Origin of the sequence: Marinitoga sp. 1197 (assembly GCF_001021165.1) — a bacterium.
GTDB lineage: Bacteria > Thermotogota > Thermotogae > Petrotogales > Petrotogaceae > Marinitoga.
Map to the genome: position 1 here is coordinate 96,338 of NZ_AZAY01000048.1, position 23,794 is coordinate 120,131.

General features: G+C 27.3%; 21 protein-coding genes, 1 tRNA gene and 1 riboswitch. Of the genes, 8 read left to right on the forward strand and 14 right to left on the reverse strand.

Translation table 11 applies throughout. The annotated features are described in order from the left end of the window. Nucleotides 1-19: 19 nt before the first annotated feature. From leuS to X275_RS10180, 6 genes are all read left to right on the forward strand, one after another. Entirely contained in the window at nt 20-2,497 is a 2,478-nt protein-coding gene (leuS, locus tag X275_RS10155) for a leucine--tRNA ligase (protein ID WP_047268694.1), read from the forward strand. Nucleotides 2,498-2,510: 13 nt separating this feature from the next. Then, entirely contained in the window at nt 2,511-3,167 is a 657-nt protein-coding gene (locus tag X275_RS10160) for a redox-sensing transcriptional repressor Rex (protein WP_047268695.1), read from the forward strand. A 3-nt stretch (nt 3,168-3,170) separates the two neighbouring features. After that, nucleotides 3,171-3,257 (forward strand) — tRNA-Leu (locus X275_RS10165). Between the two features lie 45 nt (nt 3,258-3,302). Next, on the forward strand, nt 3,303-3,992 hold the full coding sequence (gene rsmI / locus X275_RS10170) for a 16S rRNA (cytidine(1402)-2'-O)-methyltransferase (RefSeq protein WP_047264870.1): 690 nt from the start codon (nt 3,303-3,305) through the stop codon (nt 3,990-3,992). Beyond that, nucleotides 3,979-5,397: an exodeoxyribonuclease VII large subunit gene (xseA, locus tag X275_RS10175; protein WP_052913869.1), complete on the forward strand. Its 1,419-nt coding sequence runs from the start codon at nt 3,979-3,981 to the stop codon at nt 5,395-5,397. Before rsmI ends, xseA begins: the two co-directional genes overlap by 14 nt. Continuing rightward, the gene (locus X275_RS10180; protein WP_047268696.1) at nt 5,394-5,654 is read left to right on the forward strand and encodes a hypothetical protein; all 261 of its coding nucleotides are present in this window, start codon (nt 5,394-5,396) and stop codon (nt 5,652-5,654) included. Before xseA ends, X275_RS10180 begins: the two co-directional genes overlap by 4 nt. 171 nt (nt 5,655-5,825) lie before the next feature. Here the strand turns inward: X275_RS10180 and X275_RS10185 are convergent, their stop codons facing one another. From X275_RS10185 to X275_RS11590, 3 genes are all read right to left on the reverse strand, one after another. Beyond that, a complete protein-coding gene (locus tag X275_RS10185) occupies nt 5,826-7,493 on the reverse strand; it encodes an ABC transporter ATP-binding protein (RefSeq protein WP_052913871.1) in 1,668 nt (555 codons plus the stop codon). Beyond that, nucleotides 7,463-8,851 carry a radical SAM protein gene (locus tag X275_RS10190; RefSeq protein WP_047268697.1) on the reverse strand — a complete coding sequence of 463 codons (1,389 nt, stop codon included), beginning with the start codon at nt 8,849-8,851 and terminating at the stop codon, nt 7,463-7,465. Before X275_RS10190 ends, X275_RS10185 begins: the two co-directional genes overlap by 31 nt. Before the next feature lie 270 nt (nt 8,852-9,121). Beyond that, on the reverse strand, nt 9,122-9,325 hold the full coding sequence (locus X275_RS11590; protein WP_156168784.1) for a hypothetical protein: 204 nt from the start codon (nt 9,323-9,325) through the stop codon (nt 9,122-9,124). A 526-nt stretch (nt 9,326-9,851) separates the two neighbouring features. Here X275_RS11590 and X275_RS10195 point away from each other — a divergent pair. Both X275_RS10195 and X275_RS10200 read left to right on the forward strand, forming a co-directional pair. Then, a complete protein-coding gene (locus X275_RS10195; protein ID WP_231588324.1) occupies nt 9,852-10,040 on the forward strand; it encodes a hypothetical protein in 189 nt (62 codons plus the stop codon). An 87-nt stretch (nt 10,041-10,127) separates the two neighbouring features. Next, nucleotides 10,128-10,598 (forward strand): hypothetical protein, encoded by a 471-nt coding sequence (locus tag X275_RS10200; RefSeq protein WP_047268699.1) that lies wholly within the window; start codon nt 10,128-10,130, stop codon nt 10,596-10,598. 74 nt (nt 10,599-10,672) lie between these two features. Here X275_RS10200 and guaB read toward each other — a convergent pair whose 3' ends face one another. From guaB to alaS, 11 genes are all read right to left on the reverse strand, one after another. After that, entirely contained in the window at nt 10,673-12,127 is a 1,455-nt protein-coding gene (gene guaB / locus X275_RS10205; protein WP_047268700.1) for an IMP dehydrogenase, read from the reverse strand. 13 nt (nt 12,128-12,140) lie between these two features. Next, nucleotides 12,141-13,649: a glutamine-hydrolyzing GMP synthase gene (gene guaA / locus X275_RS10210; RefSeq protein WP_047268701.1), complete on the reverse strand. Its 1,509-nt coding sequence runs from the start codon at nt 13,647-13,649 to the stop codon at nt 12,141-12,143. A gap of 53 nt (nt 13,650-13,702) precedes the next feature. Beyond that, nucleotides 13,703-13,804, reverse strand: a riboswitch (purine riboswitch). A 73-nt stretch (nt 13,805-13,877) separates the two neighbouring features. Further along, nucleotides 13,878-14,603, reverse strand: coding sequence for a TlyA family RNA methyltransferase (locus X275_RS10215; RefSeq protein WP_047268702.1), 726 nt, complete (start codon nt 14,601-14,603; stop codon nt 13,878-13,880). Nucleotides 14,604-14,605: 2 nt separating this feature from the next. Beyond that, a complete protein-coding gene (locus tag X275_RS10220) occupies nt 14,606-15,682 on the reverse strand; it encodes a hypothetical protein (RefSeq protein ID WP_047268703.1) in 1,077 nt (358 codons plus the stop codon). Nucleotides 15,683-15,741: 59 nt separating this feature from the next. After that, the gene (gene truA / locus X275_RS10225) at nt 15,742-16,479 is read right to left on the reverse strand and encodes a tRNA pseudouridine(38-40) synthase TruA (protein ID WP_047268704.1); all 738 of its coding nucleotides are present in this window, start codon (nt 16,477-16,479) and stop codon (nt 15,742-15,744) included. Nucleotides 16,480-16,491: 12 nt separating this feature from the next. Next, nucleotides 16,492-17,082, reverse strand: coding sequence for a hypothetical protein (locus X275_RS10230; protein WP_047268705.1), 591 nt, complete (start codon nt 17,080-17,082; stop codon nt 16,492-16,494). Nucleotides 17,083-17,091: 9 nt separating this feature from the next. Beyond that, nucleotides 17,092-18,777 carry a phospho-sugar mutase gene (locus X275_RS10235; RefSeq protein ID WP_047268706.1) on the reverse strand — a complete coding sequence of 562 codons (1,686 nt, stop codon included), beginning with the start codon at nt 18,775-18,777 and terminating at the stop codon, nt 17,092-17,094. A 462-nt stretch (nt 18,778-19,239) separates the two neighbouring features. Further along, nucleotides 19,240-19,578 (reverse strand): YraN family protein, encoded by a 339-nt coding sequence (locus X275_RS10240; RefSeq protein WP_047268707.1) that lies wholly within the window; start codon nt 19,576-19,578, stop codon nt 19,240-19,242. Between the two features lies 1 nt (nt 19,579). Further along, nucleotides 19,580-19,876, reverse strand: a complete 297-nt coding sequence (gene gatC / locus X275_RS10245) for an Asp-tRNA(Asn)/Glu-tRNA(Gln) amidotransferase subunit GatC (protein ID WP_047268708.1) — start codon at nt 19,874-19,876, stop codon at nt 19,580-19,582. 11 nt (nt 19,877-19,887) lie between these two features. Continuing rightward, a complete protein-coding gene (locus X275_RS10250; protein WP_047268709.1) occupies nt 19,888-21,162 on the reverse strand; it encodes an SLC13 family permease in 1,275 nt (424 codons plus the stop codon). Nucleotides 21,163-21,175: 13 nt separating this feature from the next. Beyond that, nucleotides 21,176-23,785, reverse strand: a complete 2,610-nt coding sequence (gene alaS, locus X275_RS10255; RefSeq protein WP_047268710.1) for an alanine--tRNA ligase — start codon at nt 23,783-23,785, stop codon at nt 21,176-21,178. Nucleotides 23,786-23,794 lie beyond the last annotated feature (9 nt).

Here is a 23,794-nt window from a genome sequence, read left to right on the forward strand (position 1 = left end):
GGATATAGGAGGTTATAAAATGGAATTCGATCATAAAAATATAGAAGAAAAATGGCAAAAAAAATGGGCAGAAAAAAATATCTTTAAGACTTCACAAAGAAGCGATAAGAAAAAATATTACGTTTTGACAATGTTCCCATATCCATCTGGAACTATACACGTTGGTCATGTAAAAAATTATGTAATTGGCGATGTTGTTGCTAGATATAAAAAAATGCAGGGATTTAATGTTTTACATCCCTTTGGATATGACGCTTTTGGATTACCAGCAGAAAATGCTGCTATAAAAAATAATGTAAATCCTGGAGATTGGACTTTTAAAAATATTGAAATTATAAAAAAGCAAATTAAAAAGATTGGAATTAGTTATGATTGGGATAGAGAAATTGCAACATGTAAAGAAGATTATTATAAATGGACCCAATGGATATTTTTGAAATTATATGAAAAAGGTTTAGCTTATAAAAAACATGCTGCTGTTAATTGGTGTCCAAGCTGTAAAACTGTTTTAGCCAATGAACAGGTTGTTAATGGAAAATGTGAAAGATGTGGTACAGAAATAGAAATGAAAAAGTTAGAACAATGGTATTTTAAAATAACAGATTATTCTGAAAAGTTATTAAATGATCTTGAAAAACTTGAGGGATGGCCTGAAAATGTTAAAATTATGCAAAAGAATTGGATTGGAAAAAGTGTAGGAGCTGAAGTTAAGTTTAAAATTGACGGTACAGAAAAAGAATTAACTGTTTTCACCACAAGACCGGATACTCTCTGGGGTGTAACTTTTATGGCTTTAGCTCCTGAATCTCCTATTGTTGAAGAATTAACAACTCCAGAGCAAAAGAAAGAAGTAGAAGAATTTTTAAACAGAGTAACTAAAGAAGATAAATTTAAGAGAATTGCACAAGGTGCAAAGAAAGATGGGGCCTTTACAGGAAGTTATGCAATTAATCCAGTAAACGGAGAAAAAATACCTATTTATGTAGCTAATTATATTTTATTTGAGTATGGTACTGGAGCAATTATGGCTGTCCCTGCACATGACCAAAGAGATTTTGAATTTGCCAAAGAATTTAATTTGCCAATTAGAGTTGTTATTAAACCAGAAAACAAAAATTTTCTCGAAGAAGATTTAACAGAAGCTTTTACCGATGATGGAATAATGGTAAATTCTAATAAATTTGATGGCATGAAAAATAGAGAAGCTTTGCCAAAAATTATTGATTGGCTTGAAAAAAATAATATAGGAAATAAAAGCATTCAATATAAATTAAGGGATTGGTTGATATCAAGACAAAGATACTGGGGAGCACCAATACCTATAATTTATTGTGAAAAATGTGGAACTGTCCCTGTACCAGAAAAAGATTTACCCGTAAAACTTCCTACAAATGTTACTTTTGAGCCAACAGGAAAAAGCCCTTTAACTTATACCGATGAATTTATTAATACTACATGTCCAAAATGTGGAAGACCCGCAAAAAGAGAAGTTGATACAATGGATACATTCGTTGATAGTAGTTGGTATTATTTAAGATATATTAATCCTAAGATGAATGATAAGCCTTTTGATTCAGATGATGTAAATTACTGGCTTCCAGTTGACCAATATATTGGTGGTGTTGAACATGCTATTTTGCATTTATTATATTCACGATTTATAACAAAAGTATTATATGACCTTGGGTATATTAATTTTGTTGAGCCATTCTCCAATCTATTTACTCAGGGAATGATATATAAAGATGGAGCAAAAATGTCAAAATCAAAAGGTAATGTTGTTTCTCCAGATGAAATGGTTGAAAAGTATGGAGCAGATACACTAAGATTATATATGCTATTTATGGGGCCACCAGAAAAAGATGCAGAATGGAATGATGCAGGTTTAGAAGGTATTGCTAGATTTATGAATAAAGTATGGATTGCAATGTCTAAAATAATAGAAGTAACAAAAAATGTTGACACAAAAAATATGAAACTAAATACAAAAGAAGAAAAATCTTTAAGAAGAAAATTGCATCAAATGATTGGAAAAATAACAAATGATATAGAAAAGAATTTTCAATTTAATACTGCAATTAGTGGTATGATGGAATTAATTAATGAACTTAATTCATATATAAATAATATCTCAAAAAAAGACTGGAATAAAGAATTATTAAAAGAAGTTGCAGAAGATTTTATTATTCTTTTATCTCCTTTTGCACCTCATTTATCAGAAGAATTATGGCATATGATGGGCCATAATACATTTGTTGTCAATGCGAAATGGCCAGATGTAGACAAAAAAGCTCTAGAAGTTGATGAATTAGAAATTGTTGTTCAGATAAATGGTAAAGTAAGATCAAAAATAATAGTTGATGCAAATTCAACTGAAGAAATGATTAAAAATAAAGCATTTGAAGATGAAAAAGTAAAAAAATACATTGAAAATTCAGAGATAAAAAAGGTAATTCTTGTAAAAGGTAAATTGCTTAATATAGTGATTAAAAAGTGATTGGAGGTAAATTATGAAAAATCCAAAAATTCCAAAACCAACTATTAAAAGACTCGCGATGTATTATCGATGTTTGGAAAATAAAAAATCATCGGGAGTCCAAAGAACTTCATCTAAAGAATTAGCAGAATCGTTACATATTAAAGCAAGTCAAATTAGAAAAGATTTGTCCTATTTTGGAGAATTTGGAAAACGTGGTGTGGGGTATGATATTGATAAACTAATGAATTCAATTAAATCTATTTTAGGGCTTAATAAAAAATGGAGTGTTGCTATTGTTGGAGTTGGAAACCTGGGATCAGCTATTGCTAATTATACTGGTTTAGAAAAAAATGGTTTTTTTATAAAAGTTGCTTTTGATAAAGATAAAACAAAAATCGGGAAACAAATATCAGCTGGAATCTTAGTCTATGATATGAAAGATATGAAAAAAATATGTGCTGAAAAAGGAATAGAAATTGCTATTTTAGCGGTACCGGCAGAAGTTGCACAAAAAGTTGCTGAACAATTAGTAGAAACAGGCATAAAAGGGATATTAAATTTTGCACCTACTTCTTTAAGTTTGCCAGAAAATATTGCTGTTGAAAATGTGGATTTCACCATTTCTTTAAAAGCTTTAACCTATGATATAGTTTCTAATAATAAGAATATATATGAATTACAGGAATAATATGTCGGGGTGGCGGAATTGGCAGACGCGTATGACTCAGAATCATATGGATATTCATCCATGCGGGTTCAAGTCCCGTCCCCGACACCATATAACCCGCTTATGCGGGTTTTTTTTAATAAGGAAGGTGGTAATATGGGAAAATTGTATATAATAGGAACACCTATAGGAAATCTGAAAGATATTTCTTTAAGAGCTGTTGAGATATTAAAGAAATCAGATATTATTTTTGTAGAAGATAAAAGAGTAACTATAAAATTATTAAATAATCTTGATATTGGGAAAAAAGAATTATTTACTTTTAGCGAATATAACGCTAATAAAGTTCTTAAAAAAGCTCTGGAAATTATTAAAGAAAAAAATATTTGTTCTCTTGTAAGTGATGCAGGCATGCCTGTAATATCTGATCCTGGTTATCAATTAATAAATAAATGCTGGGAAGATAATGTGGAAATAGATATCATACCAGGTCCAAATGCACCTTCTGCTGCAATTGCTTTAAGCGGATTTCCTGGTTCAAAATATATGTTTCAGGGGTTTTTGCCTCGTGGTAAAAACAAAAGACGTCTTCTTAGAAAAATTAAAGATCTTGGAATTCTTTTTGTTTTTTTTGAATCACCACAGAGACTAAATAACACTTTAAAAGAAATATTAGAAATAGTTGGTAATAGAGACATTTTTATAGCAAGAGAAATGACAAAAATTCATCAAGAATTATTCAGAGGAACTATTAAAGAAGCCATTGCTCATTTTTCAGAAAGAAATATTAAGGGTGAAATAACAATCGTGTTATCCGGAAAAGAGGGAGAAAGTGAAAATATCTGAAAATAAAAAAATTTTTGAAAATTTAATAGATTTGTTTAATTGGATTCAGATGGAATTGAATGAAACAGAACTTTTTAATTCTATTATAATATTTAATGGGGATATTTCAAAGGCAAAAACAAGCAGTGCTGGTGATTTATTTATAGAAGTTTCTCAAAGAAATGACAAAGGAAAAACTTTTAAAATAAGTGTATTTTTATCAAGATATCATATAAAAACACTTTTAAATAGTCTTGGTTTGAAAAATATCAAAGAATTAGAAAATAAAAACTGGAAATTTTATGGGAAACTTTCTTTCTGGCCTACTTCAGCTTCTTTAGCCATAAGATTACAATCTCTTGTCCCCATTGGAGAATCTAAGCTGGAAAAAAGAAAAAAAGCTATTATAAATAAATTAAAAATAAATGGGTTATTAAGGGAAAGAAAAAATAAATTAGATGATTTACCTCCTACAAGAAAAATTGCTATTATTTCATCTCAAACCGCTGCTGGATATGGCGATTTTATAAAAAACATCAATAAACTTTCTTCACCACCTTTAATTCATCTTTATTCCTCACCAATGCAGGGAGTAGAAGTCCCTACAGGTATTAATAAATCATTAGATTTAATCCTGAATTCTAAAATAGATTATGATATTATTGTAATTATAAGAGGCGGTGGTGCTCAATCTGATTTAATGTATTTTAATGATTATGATTTAGCAGAAAAAATCGCTATTGTAAATAATACAATACCTGTTTTAACTGGTATTGGTCATGAACAGGATATAACTATACCCGATTATGTTTCTTATATAAATTTTTCTACACCTACCGAAGTAGCGAGAGCTATCGTTAATCAAATAGAAAATTTTAATAATCAAATAAATGAAAATTTTCAAAAAATTTATTATATGGTTAATAATATATTTTCACATGCTGAATTTTTTTCAAAAAATATACTAAACAATATAAATTCAACTATTAATCATCTGTTTGAAAAAGAAAAAAATAAAATGAACTTTTATATTAATTCACTAACTAATTTTCAAAATATATTATCTTCATTTGAAACTTGGTTGTACAGGGAATTAAATTTTATTAATTATGTATCAGAACATATAAATAATAAAATAAATGTTCTATATAATGAAAATATTGCTTTTGAAAAAAATATAAAAAAAGATTTTGATTTACTTGAATCTTATAATTTGAAAAAAATTAATGATTATTATGTTGAAATAACTAAAAATAGTCCTTTTAGCTCTTTTTTAAGTGGAGGAGGCGTTATTATTCAGAAATCCAAAATAATTTCAAGCGTATATGATCTGGATAAAAATAAAGAATTAGAGATTAAACTAAAGGATGGGGAAGTTAAAAGTGATATAAAAGAAATTAAATACTATAGGGAGGATCTAAAATGAATATTGATGAAATTTTGAAAATGACAAAAACAGAGTTAAAGAAAAAAACATTTAAAGAAATAACAGAAATGCTTGAATTAATTTCTCAAATATTTCAAAAAAATGGCAGTGAATTGGATATTGAATATGCTCTGGAAATTTATAAAAAAGGATTAGATTTGTTATTATTGGCAAAAGAAAAGTTGGTAATAGCAAAAGAGGAAAAGGAAAAAATTGATAAGAGATTCGAAGAAATTAAAATGAAATTTGAAAATTAGCTTTGAAATCACCCCTTCGTGTAAAATTGACCGACTTCATTTTACACTTTAGATTTTTATGAATAAAAATCTAAAGGAAAAAAGGTAATTTGCGAGTTATCGCTTCTCTTACTTTTTGGACATGTTATTAGACATAAAAATCAAATGAGGCTTTCGCCTCATTTGAAGTTTTTAAACTTTTATTAGATTTCCTTTTTTTATTTTATATACTTCATCACATATTTTTAATGTAGAATCACGATGTGTTATTATTACTATTATTTTTCTTTCTTTTTTTAATTTTATCAAAATATCGTGTATTAATTTTTCATTTTTTGAATCCATTGCAGATGTAAATTCATCAAGTAATATGATTTGAGGATTAGTTATTAATGCTCTTGCTATTGCAATTAATTGTTTCTGTCCTCCAGATAAACTTATATTTTGAATTTTTTCATCTATACCTTTTTCAAATTTTGACACCATTTTTTCTATACCTGTTATTTTCAAGATTTCTTTTAATCTCTTTTCTGAAATTTCTCTACCCATTAATATGTTTTCTCTTATTGTACAATTTTTAAATAAAACTGGTTCCTGTTCAACAAAACCTATATTTCCTCTTAAAATATTATTATCTATTTCTTCAGTGTTATTCAACATAACCTTTCCATTTTTAGTCTTATATAAGCCCATTAATACATTGAACAGTGTTGTTTTCCCTGCGCCATTTTCACCTGTTATACATGTAATTTTCCCATTTATCAAATCCAAATTTATTGAATTTAAAATTTTTTCACTATCAAAACTAAACTCAATTTTTTCAAGCCTAATAGAATTTATATCTTTTTCTTCTTTTGATTCTACAACAGTTTCTTCTTTATATTTTGTTATTTCAATAACTCTTTTTATTCCTCCCCATGAACTTCTCAGCACCATATTCACTTTCATTAATAATTGCAAAGGTGTCATTAACGTTTGTATATATGTCCAGAATGCTATTAATGTTCCCAAAGTTATCTCATCTTTTATTATTAAATATCCTCCATAACTAAATACACCTACAGTTATTACTCCATTTATAGAATTACCTATTGCCCCGGTTAATTTTATCAATTTTGCAAATTTTTTCCCTATTTTATAATGACTATCAAGATATTTATTTATCATATTCTCTATCCATTTATATGATGACATTACCTTTATAGTTTTAATATTATTTATAATATCTATTAATACACTTGATATTTCGCCGAAGTTTTTTCTTTCAATAATAGAGACCTTTTCTGCTTTTGTATTTACTATTTTCAAAAATAATAATGAACATAAAGTCAAGAATATTGGTACCATTGTAAGTTTCCAATTTAGATAAAACATCATAATAATTATTCCTGATATTTGTAATACTGATAATACAAATACTGGAAATACCTGTGAAACAACAACGCCAACCATTTCAAGATCAGACATTAATTTTGAAATCAATTCACCAGAGTTTATTTTCACAAAAAATTCATAAGGTAGTTTTGTTAATTTTATTGTTATTTCCTTTCTTATATCTCTTTTTGCTTTCAATGCATTAATTTCAAATATTACTTCTCCAAAATATGTTATTATTGATATTCCTAAAAGAGCTGAAATCATCACCAATATATATTTAAACAATATTTGAAAGTTTTTTGCTGGAATTACTGTATCTATCATATATTTTATTAATATCGGAAAGACTAATATAGACACTGCCATCAAACTTATAAAAAGTATTGCTATTATCTGTCTTTTCCAATATCTTTTAAATAAGGTAAATAAAAAATAATAAATTTCTTTTTTTTCTAATTTTTCAATGTTTCCTTTTTCTCCCATATAAATAAATCACCTTCTTTATTATCAGAAAATTTTAAACATCTTGGATCGTGTTTATAAAAATTTCCATAATATTTATATGCTACCGCTCTACAACCACCATTACATATACTAAATTTATTACAATTAATACATTCCTTTATTTCTAAATTGTACCTAAATTTATTCGCTTCTTTAGAAAACCATATTTCTTTTACAGATTTTTTAAATACATTACCATAACTAAACGCTGATTTATCTATACCTTCAACAACATCGCATAATATAACTTCACCATCAGAACACACTTGCATGGCGACTTTCGCACCGCCGCAAGTTATATCACCAGTATATTTTTGCAGTCCATAAACAATTTTAATATTTCCTTTATATATTTTTTCATATTTCATCTTTAAAGATAAAGCATAATTTAATTCTTCTTCATTCAAAGTGTTAGAGATATTCCCTCTTCCAACAGGCAATAAAGGAACAACCCTTATTTCTTCAACTCCTAAAAATGGAAGTTTTTGAAATAAAATTTCTAAATCATATAGATTTTTTTTTGTTAATGTAATTCTTCCACGTGTTTTTATATTAAATACATTACACCAATAAAATGCTTCTATTACTTTATTAAATTCTTCTTTCTTTAAGCCTGTTAACTGTGACCATTTTTGATGATCCCATGTGTCTATACTAATTTGTATATTTCTTAACCCAGCTTCAACTAATTCAATAATTTTTTCTTTTGTCAATATAGTACCTTTTGTTGAAACCTCATAATTTATTCTTTTCTCTTCTAAAAAATTAATAATTTTAGATAATCCTGGATGAGCAATGGGATCTCCTCCAGATAATGATACATATTCAACTTTCCCCAATTCTTCAGCTTCTTCTATTATTGAAATAACTTTTTCAGTAGGTAAATATTTCTTAGATGTATTAGGACTGAATTTACCAAAACAATAACTACAATTTAAAGGGCAATAATCTGTTAATGAAAACCCTATACTATTTATTTTTTTAGGTATAATTATAGGATTATCGATTTCTGGAATAAAAATAAATTCATTTTCGTTATTTCTGGATAATCTTTTTTCTAATTTTTGAGGTAAAAAATTTATTATATTAGCTTCTATAAATTTATTTATCAAATTGAGTAAATCACTTTCTACTATGTCATATGGCATTTCATACAAATTAGATATTTCACATATTATCTCTTCTATATTTCTTGTTCCATCGCATAAAGATAAAAAAAATGCTTCTGTCTGACTTAAAAAAATCAAATTACTTCCACCTATATACTTCAGTATAGCTCCTTTATTTGTTTTTATTAAATCAACTTTTGGAGATAACAACAATATTTTATTTTTCATTTTGTCCCCCCGTATAAATAAATTTAATTTAGTTAAATTTTATCCATGGGCGTCTTCCAATTTATATTTTTATAACAAATAAAGTTTTATTGGAAGACGCCATCTGATTTTTTTAATTTCACAAAAAAACTTCTAGAACACTTATTATTACCATACAATTCCACAAACAACTATAGCATTTTGGCAAAATGCACAGGCTAATATAGGATCTTGACTTTTATTAACTAGATAATACCCTTTTAACATTAATCCTTCCCCCCTTTCAAATTTTTACCAAGTTATTGCACAAACAACTATAGCTCCCTGGCAGAAATAACATTCAGATGCAATAATAGGAGTTTTTGATATCGAATAATATCCTTTTAACAATTTAATCCACCTCCTTTCATGATTTAATATAGTATCCTTCAAAATTTCTAAAATTATATTGTTTACAATACTTTCATATTGTCTCGAAAAGAGGTTTTCCTCCATGGCTTATAATATAATTGAATTAAACATTTATTTAATTCGGTAAAATAAAACTATTCACTTTTATCTTAATTTTGCTTATAATAAATATAATATTTATATCCTTATTATTTTTTATCATATTGATTGGTCTATTATTTCTGAATTTTCAAATCATGCTGCATAAGCAGAATGATTTTATTTAATTTATAACTTTTTCCTTAGCATTTACCAAGCAATGCTTCTGGGGTTAGTAAAGATGATTATTCTCCTGTTTCCTTAATTAAGACTATTTTTAATAATAATGTGATTTTTTTAACTAAAACCCCCGCAAAATTTTTTGACTTATTTATTTTTATATTATATATGATTTAAAATTTTTATTTTCATTTATTCAGTTTACGATTATTTTAGCAAAAAAAAAAAAAAAAAAAAAATTACATCTGAGTAAATTTTTTATTTCTTATATTTAATAATAAGGTGTATTCTCTAAAAAATCCAAAAGACAAAAACAGAGTTAAAGAAAAAAACATTTAAAGAAATAACAGAAATGCTTGAATTAATTTCTCAAATATTTCAAAAAAATGGCAGTGAATTGGATATTGAATATGCTCTGGAAATTTATAAAAAAGGATTAGATTTGTTATTATTGGCAAAAGAAAAGTTGGTAATAGCAAAAGAAGAAAAGGAAAAAATTGATAAGAGATTCGAAGAAATTAAAATGAAATTTGAAAATTAAATTTGAAATCACCCCTCAATTCTAAGGAATTTTTAAGGAACGTAATATAAAATATCATTGAATAATATCACAAAAGGGGTGTTTTTTATGAAAAAAATACTTGTCGTTTTAATTTTAAGTTTATTAAGTGTTTCTATGTTTTCTTTTACTAAAATGCCTATACTAAACGATAACAAATTGTTTGAAATTAAGGGAACCATAGAAAATGTTGTTGTAACAAAAAATGATAGATTTTTCTTTATGTCACTTAAAGACAAAGAAAATTTTAAAGCTGTTTTTCCAAATGTACCGAGAATATTCAATTGGTTTGAAAATGGAACGAATATTGCATTATATGGCTATTATGTAGAATTGAAAAATGCCAAATATTTTATACCTGTAAAATTAGAATATAAAAATAGAATACTTGATTTAAGAAAAGAAATAGCTCGAAGATTATATGAAATAAGATTACGTATGTATAAACACTATCCATTATATCCAAATTATTATTTTGGATATAATTATAAACCACATTATAATCCAAAATTTTATAAACCATATTATCCAGCTAAATAATTCATAAAGATATTATAATAAAAATCTTTCAGTAATTTTAGAAAAAGATAAATCCCATTTGGGATTTATCTTTTTTATTTTATTGAATAGTTAGGTGATTCTTTAGTTATCGATATATCATGAGGATGACTTTCTTTAATACTTGAAGAGGTTATTTTTATAAATTCGGCTTTCTCATGTAAATCATCAATATCTTTTGCTCCTATATATCCCATACCTGATTTTAATCCACCTAATAGTTGATATACAACTTCTTTCACTTTACCCTTATAAGGGACCATTCCTTCAACACCTTCAGGAACAAATTTATCAGTTCTTGTGATATTTTCTTGAAAATATCTATCTTTGCTACCTTTTTTCATAGCGCTAATGGATCCCATGCCTCTATAAGTTTTATATTTTCTTCCTTGATATAATATTGTTTCTCCAGGCGCTTCTTCTGTTCCAGCAAATAAACTTCCAAGCATTACAGTATTTGCACCTGCAGCTAAAGCTTTTACAATGTCTCCTGAATACCTTATTCCACCATCAGCAATTACAGGAATATTGTATTTTTTTGCAACAGATACTACATCTAAGATCGCAGTTAATTGCGGAACTCCAATACCAGCAACAATTCGAGTTGTACATATTGACCCGGGACCTATTCCTACTTTTAAAGCATCCGCTCCAGCTTTTATCAAATCATACGCTCCCTCTTTTGTTGCAATATTACCAGCAATAATTGGTATCTTTGGAAATTCTTTTTTTAACATTTTTAATATATCAATAATATTTTTCGAATGTCCGTGTGCTGAATCCAACACTAATACATCCACATTGGCTTTTACTAATGCATTGGCTCTTTCTAAAGCATCAGAAATCCCTATTGCCCCGCCAACTAATAATCTCCCCTTTTCATCTCGAGATGCATCAGGATGTTCTATAATTGATAGTATATCTTTTATTGTTATTAATCCTATTAGTTCATTTTTTTCATTTATTATCGGTAATTTTTCTATTTTATTTTGATGTAATATTTTTTTAGCTTCTTTTATTGTTATATGTGGCCCGGCTACTATTAACTCCTTAAATGATGTCATCAATTCTTTAGCTTTTTTTGATAAATTTGTTTCAAAACGCATATCTCTATTGGTTAATATACCCAATAATTTATTTTTTTTATCAACAACGGGAAGACCTCCAATTTTATACTCATGCATTAAATTTTCTGCTTCACGAATAGTGGTATCAGGATATATTGTTATTGGATCATATATTATACCATTTTCCGATTTTTTAACTTTTTCAATTTCATGCACCTGTTCTTCTATTGACATATTTTTATGAATTATACCAATTCCGCCTACATGAGCCAGTGATTTTGCCATTTGGCTTTCAGTAACAGTATCCATTGCTGCGGATAAAAATGGAGTTTTTAAATATATATCTTTTGTTAGCAATGATTTTGTATTCACCTGTGATGGAGTAATTTCACTATACTTAGGGAGTAATAATACATCATCAAAAGTCAATGTTTCTCTAAACATAATCTATCTCCTTTCATTCCCATTCAATTGTTGCGGGTGGTTTTGAAGTTATATCATAAACAACTCTACCTATTCCTTTTACTTCATTTGTAATTCTATTAGAAACCTTTTCTAATATTTCATATGGAATTTTTGACCAATTTGCTGTCATTCCTTCAACACTATCAACACTTCTTATAGCAAGAACATAATCATAATTTCTTTCATCCCCAACTACCCCAACTGTTCTTATCGGAGTTAATATAGTAAATGCCTGCCACACATTGTTATACCAATTATATTTTTTTAATGTTTCTATAAATATAGAATCTGCTTTTTTTAATATACTCAATTTTTCATCTGTAATTTCTCCTATTATTCTAATTGCCAATCCAGGACCTGGAAATGGATGTCTATTTAATATGTGATCCGGTATTCCCAATATTTTACCAAGTTCTCTTACTTCATCTTTAAATAAATTTCTTAGTGGTTCTATTATTTTTAAATCTATATTTTCTGGTAATCCGCCAACATTATGATGACTTTTTATTTTTGCTGTATTTTTCCCTGAAGCAGCACTTTCTATAACATCAGAGTATATTGTTCCCTGAATTAAATATTCGAATTTTCCTTTTGACTCTGCTTCAAAAACCCTTATAAACTCTTCTCCAATTATCTTTCTTTTCTTTTCAGGATCGATTATTCCACTTAGTTTTTCTAAAAATCTTTTTTTAGCATCAATTATGTTTAAATTTATTCCCATTAATTCTTTGAATATATTTTTCACATCTGTTTCTTCATTAAGCCTTAATAACCCATGATTTACAAAAACGGCTTTTAAATTATTTCCTATTGCTTTGTGAACAAGTACAGCTGCTACAGAAGAATCAACACCTCCAGAAAGCGCTATTATTGCTTTTTTGTTTTTTATTTCATTTTTTATTTCCTTTATTTTCTCATCAACAAAATAATTCAAAGACCAATTCTTTTCTAATTTTGCAATTTTAAAAAGAAAATTTTCTATAATTTTATTTCCATATTCAGTGTGTTTAACTTCTGGATGAAATTGAAGTCCATATATATATTCTGAAAATTTTATAGCTGCATTTATATTATTTTTTGTTTTAGCTATGACTTCACTATTTTTAGGTAATTCTGTAACGGAATCTCCATGACTCATCCATGTTGTTATTTTAGATTTTATTCCGTCAAATAATTCGCCTTTTAAATTTTCTATTTCTGTTTTTCCATATTCTGAAATTTCTGTTTTTTCAACCTTCCCCCCGAATTTTTTGCTTAATAACTGGAATCCATAACATATCCCTAATATGGGTTTATTAGATTTTAAAATCCATTCAGATAATAAAATAGCATTTTCATCATTTACACTCATTGGACCACCGGATAAAATTATTGCTCCGATATCTCCATCTGCTTTTTCATCATGCTGTATAACTTCAGAATATATACCCAATTCTCTCACTCTACGTGCTAATAATTGTGTATATTGAGAACCATAATCAATAATAAGTACTTTTTTCATATACACCTCCTAATAAAAAACGCTCCTCTATAAGAAAAGAGGAGCGTATATTATACACCTACCCCCTTTCCTATAGTCGAATGGTTTACGGCCATTCGGTAGAGACTTCCAGTCCATATTACTGGAATTATATAGGAAAAGTTTTTCATAGTATTAATTTTTATGTATTATAACAGCAAAAAACGTTGATTACTTTTCTTTATGGTTAAAAAAAGGTTAATCAGAATATTATATAGTATTTCTAACATACATTAAATATTCTATATTTCCTTCTTTACCTTTTATTGGGGATTCAACTATACCTAAAATTAAAAATCCTTTTTCCTCAAATACTTTTATAACATTATTTATAGCTTCTTTTCTGAATTTATTTTCTTTTACAACACCTTTAATTAATTTTGATGGTTCCAATTCAAATTGTGGTTTTATTAATACAACTCCTTCTGCGTTATCTTTTATTATTTTTTTTATAGAATCAATAATTTTTGTTATAGATATAAAGGATACATCACATGTAAAAAAATCAATTGGTTCAAAGTCATCTTTTTTTAAATATCTTGCATTTGTATTTTCCATTAATATAATTTTTGAATTATTTCTTAACTTTTTGTGCAATTGATTAGTGCCAGAATCGATTGCATATATTTTTTTTGCATTATTTTCCAGTAATACCTGTGTAAATCCACCTGTTGAAGAACCAATATCCATACATATTTTTTGATTTACATTGATTTTAAATTCATTAATTGCTTTTAATAATTTATAAGCAGCTCTACTTACATATTTTTCCGGTTCAATTAATTCCACTCTATCTTCTATTTTTACTTTTTTTGATGGTTTTAATATTATTTTATCATTTACTTTTACTTTTCCATCTTTTATTAATCTGTGTGCTTTTTCTCTTGATTCTGTATAATTGTTTTTTACTAAAAATTGGTCTAGTCTGATTTCCATCATTATTCCTCACTTACTTTTTTTACTACTTTTATTTTGTTATTCTGTATAATAATACTTTTATTTTTCAGATATATAGTTTTCTCTGTATAAATTTTTATAGTATTTTTTATTTCCAGATTTTGATTATCATTATATAATCCACCCGTTTTTAAATCAATTATATATCTTTTTCCACCAAATGTACTTACAAATAATTTATTATTTTCATTTGTTATAGAAGCTGGAGATCTTCCCATATCTTTAATTATATTTCTTAAACCCATCGTTAGAATTTCACCATATGAGGTTATTATATATATTGTGTGATTATCTTCATATGCATATATCGGCATACCATGAAACTGAATCCCTTTATTTTTTTCTAAAATTCCATATGGAGAAACAAATAAGCTGTTTTCTTTTACTATAATATTATCATCACTTTTAGATATCCATACACTTTTATTTTTTCCAGTTATTTCTACTCCGCTTTTTAAATCAAAAATTCCCAATATTTTTTCAAACTCTATTTTTTTTGTTATAGTTTCAGAAGTTAGATACACTGTGTATTCATTATAAATATTTTCAAGATTAAATTTTAATGTTTCATATGGTGTTTCTAAAGTATAAATATTAGGAGGTAAAGATATTTTATTATTTATTTCTATATGGTTCCCATTTAATGTCGCGTCTCCTGTATAACCTATAAAATCAACTTTTATCCATCTTTCAGGAATTTTTTGAAAGGTATTACCTATAGATAATTTAATCGGCACTTCAATTTCAAAATTATCTTTTAATATTTTCACTTTAAATTGTTCTGACCAATTAAAAAAAGCAGAAGAAACAATATTACCTGTCTCATCAAACATCTGACAATCATTTGCTATTAGATAAATTCTTCTTATGAATTCGTTTTTAAAAATTTTTTTTATTATTTTTTTATATTCATCTAAATATCCATTATATTGTTTATTATTATATTCAATACTAATATTTGAGGCTTGAACGGTTATTTCAAGCCTTTTTAAATTTGTTGATGGAGGAGTTTCAATGTCAGCATATTTATAAACTTCATAAAATATGTTGGAAAACAAAGAAGTAGGGCCTTTGTATATTAGCCCTATTTTTTCTTTCGAAAATATTATAATTGAAATTAAAACAACACCGAATAAAAATACAAACCTTGCGGTGGTGCTGAGGCTGGCGCTTTTGATCGACTTTTCGCCTCCAATATTTCCTTTATATATTCTGGATTCCAACTTTCTGTTCCCACCTTTACCAGAGCACCTACAATATTTCTTACCATTCTTCTCAAAAATGACTGTCCCTCTACTCTTATTAGTATTATATTATTTTTCATTTTTAAAATTCTGATTCTATATATGGTTCTTACAGGGTTTCTTTCATCATTGCCTGTTTTAAAAGTCGTAAAATCATGTTCTCCTTCTAAATATTTTGCAGCTTCTCTCATTTTATTAATATTTAAATTGTATGGAAACCACCATACTCTATCTCTTAAAAATATGTTTGGCTCATTATTTTGATAAATATAATAATGATAAATCCTTTTTTTCGCTTCATGCCGTGGAGAAAATTTTTTGCGAACATCAAATACACTACGAACATATATATCTTCTGGTAAATTGGCATTCAATGCATCTTTTATATTTTTCAAAGTCATTCTTTCGTTTGGAACATCAAAAGCTATAATCTGACCATAACCATGAACGCCAGTATCCGTTCTTCCAGCTCCCCAGGAAATAATTTTTTGCTTAAATATCCTTTTTAGTGTTTTTTCAAATTCTCCCTGAACTGTTCTTACCTTAGGTTGTCCTTGAAACCCGTTAAATTTTGTACCATCATATGCAACTACTGCAGCAACTCTTCGCATTTTTTACCTCCATTATAATACACCTTTTTCTTTTAAAACACCTGTTTCTAATAATTTATAAGCTATTTCTTTTTCCTGTTTTTCCAATAATTCTATATTTTTTGAAAATAATTTTTCATATATTCTAATTAGATATAAATTAGCAAATTTAGAAATGTACATTTTCAAAGTTTCTTTATGAGTATCATCTATATCTTTAACAAATGTTTCAAGCCAATCTTCATAATTTTCTCTTACTTTTTTTGTTTTTATAAGCGCATTAAATTCATGTATTGTTTCATAAAGTCCAATAAATTCTGATATTATTTCTATATAATCACCATATAATTCTCTAATTTCCTCAGAAAGAAAATCTACAAATGAAACTTTTAAATATGAAGCAATTCTTTTATCAATTTTTAAAAATCTTTTTAATCCTACTAAATTACCTCTTTTTTCTTTTAAAATGAAATAACCTAAAATACCATTATTAAAGTTTTTTATATTATTCAGGTCTTCATCGCCATACAATATTATTTTAATAGTTTTATGATCTATAAATTCACATTTTTTGGGAACATAAAAATCTCCATTATTTGTAATTAATAACAGATTAGGTTCCATATTTCCACCTCAAAATTCTATCATTATCTTAATTGCTTCCTTTGCGGAATATATGATTTCTTTTACTTCATTCTCATTCTTACCTTTAACCAATAAATAAAATTTTATTTTTGGTTCTGTACCTGATGGCCTTCCAATAATTTTTAATTTATTACTATAGTTTAATTCAACAACGTTAGATTTTGGAAATTCGTTATTTTCTTTTAAATAGTCTTTTAGCTCTAATAATTTTAAATCCCCTATTTCTGCTGGAGGTACATCTCTTAACCTTTGCATTATGTTATTTATCTTTTTTAATCCTTCTAATCCTTCAAATGTGAAGGATATGTTTTCTTCGAAATAATATCCATATTTTCTTCTCAATTCTTCTAAATAATTATTCAATGTTTTACCTTCATTAATATTACGAGAAACCATTAATGCAACTAATCCCGCTGCAATTATCGCATCTTTATCTCTTGCATGGTCATTTGCTAAATATCCATAGCTTTCCTCAAATCCAAAAATAAATTTTTTATCTCCTAAACTCGCATGCTTTTCTAATTTTTCACCTATGAACTTAAATCCTGTTAATGTTTCTTCAACATCCACGTTAAAATCTTTCGCTATTGATTTAATCATATCTGTGGTTACTATTGTTTTTATAATAACTCCATTTTCTGGTAATATATTTAAAGATTGCATTCTTGTTAATATATAGTGAGATAACATAATACCTATTTGATTTCCGGTAAAATCAATATATTCTGAATTTTCTTTAATATATATACCAAGCCTATCTGAATCAGGATCAGTTGCCATTACTAAATCGGCATTTTCTTTTTTTGCATATTCCAATGCTAATTTAAATGCATCTTTCTCTTCAGGGTTTGGAACTCTTACTGTAGAAAAGTTCGGATCTGGCATAGCTTGTTTTTCAACTACTTTTAAGTCAAAACCTAATCTACCAAGTAATTCTTTTACAGGTTTTAATCCGGTACCATGTAAAGGAGTATATACAATTTTTATATTATTTTTTAAATGTGGTTCTAAAAATCTTAAATAACTTTCAAGAGTATTTAAATATTCATCAAAAACCTCTTCAGATACCCAATTAATACTACCATCATGTAATCCCTGTTTAAATTCTATTGTTTTTATATCTTCAAAGTAGTCAAGTTTATTTATTTCTTTTATTACACTATTTGCAACATCTGGAACAGCCTGAGTTCCATCAGAAGTATATATCTTATAACCATTATATTCTGGTGGATTATGACTTGCAGTAATTACTATACCCCCTGTAGCTTTCAAATATCTTACAGCAAATGAGAGTATAGGAGTTGCGGTAACTTCTTTAAATATATATACGTTAATACCGTTTGCGGCTAAAACTGACGCTGCCATCTTTGCAAAATCTAATGAATATTTTCTTGTATCATATGCAATCACTACGGATGGAAATCTACATACTTTTTTTAAATAGTTTGCAAACCCCTGTGTTGCTCTGGCGACAGTATGTATATTCATTCTATTTGTTCCTACACCAATTTTTCCTCTCAAACCACCAGTTCCAAATTCTAAATCTTTAAAGAAACTATCTAAAACTAAATCTTTATTATTTTTCATTTTTTCCATCTCTAATTTTAAAGAAGAATCAGCATATTTAAACCATAATTCAAATTTTTCAGATGCTATATCCTCTATGCTTTTCATAATTCTTCCTCCTTGTTATTCTATTTACAATGATATTATAACACAAATTTATTATATTTAGTTTAGATTGTCTAAAAAGTCTAAAATGAAATGAAGGCTCGAAGATTGCCCTTAACACACCTACGGTGGGTTATTGGATTAAAAATTGGATTTTAATAAAAAAAACTTTGAGCTATCGCTCTCTTACAGCGGGTATAAGATTAAAGATTTTTATTATATAATTATAAATCTTTTCCCCTTAGATTTTTTATCATAAAAAATCTAAGAGTGAATGAAAGCCGTCAAAAAAACAGGACGTTTTTTTGAGTGAAGCTTTTTCATGGATGAAAAATCGATGCGACGGCTGAGAATGAATAATTTTAAGGATAAGCAATCAAGCTGCCTGAGTAAATTTGACTTTTTAGACATCGTATAAATTAAAATTGCAACAAGCAGCCAAAGGCTGCTTGTTGTCTTTAAAATTTAAAATAATTTTTGATCGGGAAAATAAGAAATTTCAAATTTATCATTTACACCTATTACGTCTATTCTTGTTTCATCGAAATCAACAGAAGTATGTTTAATAAAAATATTAGCAACAGCTATAATTTTTTTTAATTTTTTATAATTTACTCTATATGCTGGATTTTCTAAATAATCTTTTCCACCTTTGACTTCAATAAATACTAAACATTTTCCATCAAGTGCTATTATATCGATTTCACCAATTCTTGTGGTGAAATTTTTTTTTAATATTTTAAATCCTTTTTTCTGTAAATATTTTATAGCTGCTAATTCATATTTTTTTCCTTTATCGTTCATATTAACTTTGAATACCTGGTACTTTTAATAAATTATCTTTTTTTTCTGGAAATTCATTTACTATATTTTTAATAAACTTCGATGTTTTTTCAATATCTTCGTGAAAAATATTTTTTAATATTTTTTCAATTGGAGAAAATAGAGGCTCAACATTTTTTATATCCACTTCATCTATCATTTCCATATACTTTAGAATCTCATTTAAATCTCTTTTAATTATTTCTTTTTCATCATCAGATAACTCAATCATCGATAGTTTTTCTAATTTTTTTATTAATTCATCATTGACATCAATCATTTTAATTCCTCCTAAATTAAAATCAATTCTACATAAATTGCAGAAAGTATAAGATTAGATATTACTATAAGAGAAGCATATTTGAAAAAATCCAGGAATTTTATTTCCTCATTTTTAAACTGTTTCAACATTGCTAAAGCTACTATATTAGCTGATGCACCAATGGGAGTGAAATTTCCACCTAAACATGCCCCCAGTGATAAAGAATACCATAATGGATCTAAGTTGGAAAAAATTGCTGGATTTATATATTGCAAATTTTTTATAACAGGAATTAGTGTTGCGGTAAAAGGAATATTATCAACAAAGCCCGAAATGGCTCCAGCAATTCCTATAAGCATCATTGCAAAACTTCTCATGGAATTTCCGGCAACATTTACCAAAAAATAAGTAAAATCTTTTAAAATTCCTGTTTGAACTAAACCACCAGTCATAATAAATAATCCAAAGAAGAATAGAATTGTACCCCATTCAACTTCTTTCAGAATTTCTTCAACTTCATTTCTATCAAGTAATAACAAAGCTAAAAATCCTATAAATAAAGCTATTGTAGAACTTTCCATTTCAAGCTGATGCTGAAAAATAAATAAAAATAAGGTTAATATCAATAAAAACCATGAAATATAAAAACCTTTTTTATTCTTTATTGCAGATTTAGGATCAAACGATTTTATTTTTTCAACGTCAATTTTAAAACCCAATTTTTTCTTAAAAAAAAGTATTGTAAGAATTTGCATTACAAAAAGATTTAAAAAAGATATTGGACCATTGTTTATAAAAAACTCTGTGAAACGCAGTCCTGCAGCACTTGCAATCATTATATTCGGTGGATCTCCGATGATTGTTGCAGTTCCTCCAATATTTGATGCCATAATTTCACCAAAAATAAAGGGTAATGGATCAACATCCAGCGAATCTGTTATTGCCAGAGTTACAGGAATGAAAACCAAAACAGTTGTAACATTATCTATTATAGCAGACATGAGAGCAACTGTAAATGTTAAACCAAAATAAAGTATATACCCATTTTTATGAAATGCTTTTAAAGTTATTATTCCAAGATACTCAAAAAGCCCACTTTTCTTGATAACAGAAACAAAAATCATCATACCCATTAATAAATATATTGTGTTTACATCAACATAGTTCTTTATAGCTTCTATATGATTTTCAAAAATACCCAATATCATCATAATAGTGGCGCCAAGTATCGCGACAATTGTTCTATTAACTTTTTCTGTAATTAATAATGTATAAGAAAAAAGAAAAATAAATAATGTAATAATGCGTTCCGTAAAATCATCCCCCTATATAATCTTTAATATTACTGATTATATCATTTATTTTAGATGGATCTTTACCCCCTGCTTGGGCAAAGTCTGGTCTTCCGCCACCTCCACCACCTAATTCTTTTGCGATTTTTCTGGCAATATTTCCTGCATGATACTTTCCTGATAGATCCTTTGTTATTTTTACTATAAAATTAACCTTTTTATCTTTTTTATTAAACAATATAATTATTCCGCTTTTAATTTTATTTTCAGCAATATCGGTTACATTCCTTAAAACGTCAGAAGCAACACCTTCAAATATTTTTATATAAATCTCAATATCATCATATTTTTTTATGGTAAAAACGTCCAAAGATTGCGAAGTAAGTTTTTCCTGTAATCTTTTTATCTCTTTTTCCTGCTCTTTAATTTTTTCTAACAGGTTTAAAATTCTTGGAACGATTATTTCTTGAGCTGCTTCAAGATGTTCTGAAATAGTATTGATTTTGTTCTCAAGATCATTTACATATTCTAATGTTTTCATTCCAGTTATTGCTTCAATTCTTCTAACTCCAGCTGATACTGCTGTTTCAGATAATATCTTAAATAAACCTATTTCTCCGGTATATGAAACATGTGTACCGCCACATAATTCTGAACTAAAATCATCTATTTTTACCACTCTAACTTTGTCACCATATTTTTCTTCAAATAATGCCATTGCATTTTCATTTTTTGCATCTTCAAGAGCTTTTATTTCTGTAATTACCTTTATATTTTCTAATATTTTTTCATTTATTAACTCTTCAATTTTTCTAACATCTTTTTTTGACACTGATTCATAATGCGTAAAATCAAATCTTAATTTTTCATCAGTAACTAACGAACCAGCCTGTTTTACATGAGAACCAAGAACTTCCCTCAATGCTTTATGTAATAAATGTGTTGCTGTATGATTTTTCTTTATTGCATTTCTTCTTTTTTTATCTACTTCAAGGATTGCTTTTTCTCCAACTTTTATTTCTCCATTTAATATTTTACCATAATGCCCTATAACTTCATTGTTTATAATTTTAGTATCTACAACCTCAAATTCAAACTTTTCATTCTTTATTACCCCCGTATCCCCTATTTGCCCACCTTTTTCTGCATAAAATGGAGTTTTTGAGGTAATTACTACTATTTCTTCACCTTTTTTCGCATTTTCCACTATTTCTTCATCTTTTACTATATATAATATTTCACTTTCATCTTTTGAATTTTCATATCCTGTAAACTCCGTTGTTTTTAATTCATCACCAATATATTTAAAAGCTTTGTTTATTTTCGCATATTCTTTTTCACCAGCAGCATCTCTGGCCCTTTGACGCTGTAATTCCATATATCTATTAAATTCTTCCTCGTTCACAGAAAAATTATTTTCTTCAGCAATTTCTCTGGTTATATCTAAAGGAAATCCATATGTGTCATAAAGTTCAAAAGCAAAACTGCCATCTATTATATTATTTTTAGAATTCTTTATATAATCCATCAATTTTTCAGTACCTTTATCAAGAGTTTCCAAAAATCTTTTTTCTTCAGCTTCCACTATATTTTTTATGAAAGACGCTTTTTCAGAAATTTCTGGATATATATCACCATAATACTCAATAACTACATCTATAATTTTATTCATAAATGGTTCTTTTTTTCCTAATAATGCACCATGTCTCAATGCTCGTCTCAAAATTCTTCTTAAAACATAGCCTCTTCCTTCATTCGAGGGTAAAATTCCTTCTGATACTAAAAATGTTACAGCTCTTGAATGATCGGCTATAACTTTTATTGATACATCTGTTTTTTTATTATTTTTAAATTTTATGCCAAATATATTTTCTATTTTATTTATGATTGGTGTAAATAAATCTGTTTCAAAATTATCATAAACTCCCTGTACAGCTGCAGATATTCTTTCCAATCCTGCACCAGTATCAATGTTTTTTCTTGGTAGCGGTTGTAAATTCCCTTTTTCATCTTGATAATACTCTGTAAAAACTAAATTCCATATTTCAACATATCTTCCACAATCATCTTCAGGAGTACATTTTTCTGGATCAGGGCATAAATCTTTACGTCCTGTATCATAATATATTTCTGAACTTGGGCCACATGGCCCTGTTGGACCTACCGGCCCCCACCAATTGTCTTCTTTTCCAAATCTCATAATCTTGTTTTCTGGTATTCCAATTATATCTTTCCATATATTATATGCTTCATTATCATCATAATAAACTGATACCCATAATTTTTCTGGGGATAATTTTAAAACTTCTGTAAGATATTCCCAGGCAAATTTAATTGCACCTTCCTTAAAATATTCACCAAAAGAAAAATTACCCAACATTTCAAAAAAAGTTTGATGTCTTGCAGTTCTACCAACATTTTCAATATCATTTGTTCTTATACATTTTTGGCATGTTGCAATTTTTGTATATGTAGGTTCCATTTTTCCCCAGAATATGGGTTTGAACGGGACCATCCCTGCAACAGTAAATAATAATTGAGGGTCAGATGGAATTAATGGAAAACTTTTCATTATTTTATGACCCTTTTCTTCAAAGTATTTCAAAAATGATTCCCTGATTTTTTTTGAATTCATATAATCCCT

Bases quoted from the DNA above. Each gene is read 5' to 3' on its own strand.
- leuS (WP_047268694.1), top strand. From the start codon at position 20: ATGGAATTCGATCATAAAAATATAGAAGAAAAATGGCAAAAAAAATGG.
- X275_RS10160 (WP_047268695.1), top strand. From the start codon at position 2,511: ATGAAAAATCCAAAAATTCCAAAACCAACTATTAAAAGACTCGCGATG.
- X275_RS10230 (WP_047268705.1), bottom strand. From the start codon at position 17,082: ATGGAACCTAATCTGTTATTAATTACAAATAATGGAGATTTTTATGTT.
- X275_RS10200 (WP_047268699.1), top strand. From the start codon at position 10,128: ATGAAAAAAATACTTGTCGTTTTAATTTTAAGTTTATTAAGTGTTTCT.
- X275_RS10190 (WP_047268697.1), bottom strand. From the start codon at position 8,851: ATGAAAAATAAAATATTGTTGTTATCTCCAAAAGTTGATTTAATAAAA.
- X275_RS11590 (WP_156168784.1), bottom strand. From the start codon at position 9,325: ATGGAGGAAAACCTCTTTTCGAGACAATATGAAAGTATTGTAAACAAT.
- alaS (WP_047268710.1), bottom strand. From the start codon at position 23,785: ATGAATTCAAAAAAAATCAGGGAATCATTTTTGAAATACTTTGAAGAA.
- X275_RS10235 (WP_047268706.1), bottom strand. From the start codon at position 18,777: ATGAAAAGCATAGAGGATATAGCATCTGAAAAATTTGAATTATGGTTT.
- X275_RS10215 (WP_047268702.1), bottom strand. From the start codon at position 14,603: ATGGAAATCAGACTAGACCAATTTTTAGTAAAAAACAATTATACAGAA.
- X275_RS10195 (WP_231588324.1), top strand. From the start codon at position 9,852: ATGCTTGAATTAATTTCTCAAATATTTCAAAAAAATGGCAGTGAATTG.
- rsmI (WP_047264870.1), top strand. From the start codon at position 3,303: ATGGGAAAATTGTATATAATAGGAACACCTATAGGAAATCTGAAAGAT.
- X275_RS10185 (WP_052913871.1), bottom strand. From the start codon at position 7,493: ATGGGAGAAAAAGGAAACATTGAAAAATTAGAAAAAAAAGAAATTTAT.
- guaA (WP_047268701.1), bottom strand. From the start codon at position 13,649: ATGAAAAAAGTACTTATTATTGATTATGGTTCTCAATATACACAATTA.
- X275_RS10240 (WP_047268707.1), bottom strand. From the start codon at position 19,578: ATGAACGATAAAGGAAAAAAATATGAATTAGCAGCTATAAAATATTTA.
- X275_RS10180 (WP_047268696.1), top strand. From the start codon at position 5,394: ATGAATATTGATGAAATTTTGAAAATGACAAAAACAGAGTTAAAGAAA.
- guaB (WP_047268700.1), bottom strand. From the start codon at position 12,127: ATGTTTAGAGAAACATTGACTTTTGATGATGTATTATTACTCCCTAAG.
- truA (WP_047268704.1), bottom strand. From the start codon at position 16,479: ATGCGAAGAGTTGCTGCAGTAGTTGCATATGATGGTACAAAATTTAAC.
- gatC (WP_047268708.1), bottom strand. From the start codon at position 19,876: ATGATTGATGTCAATGATGAATTAATAAAAAAATTAGAAAAACTATCG.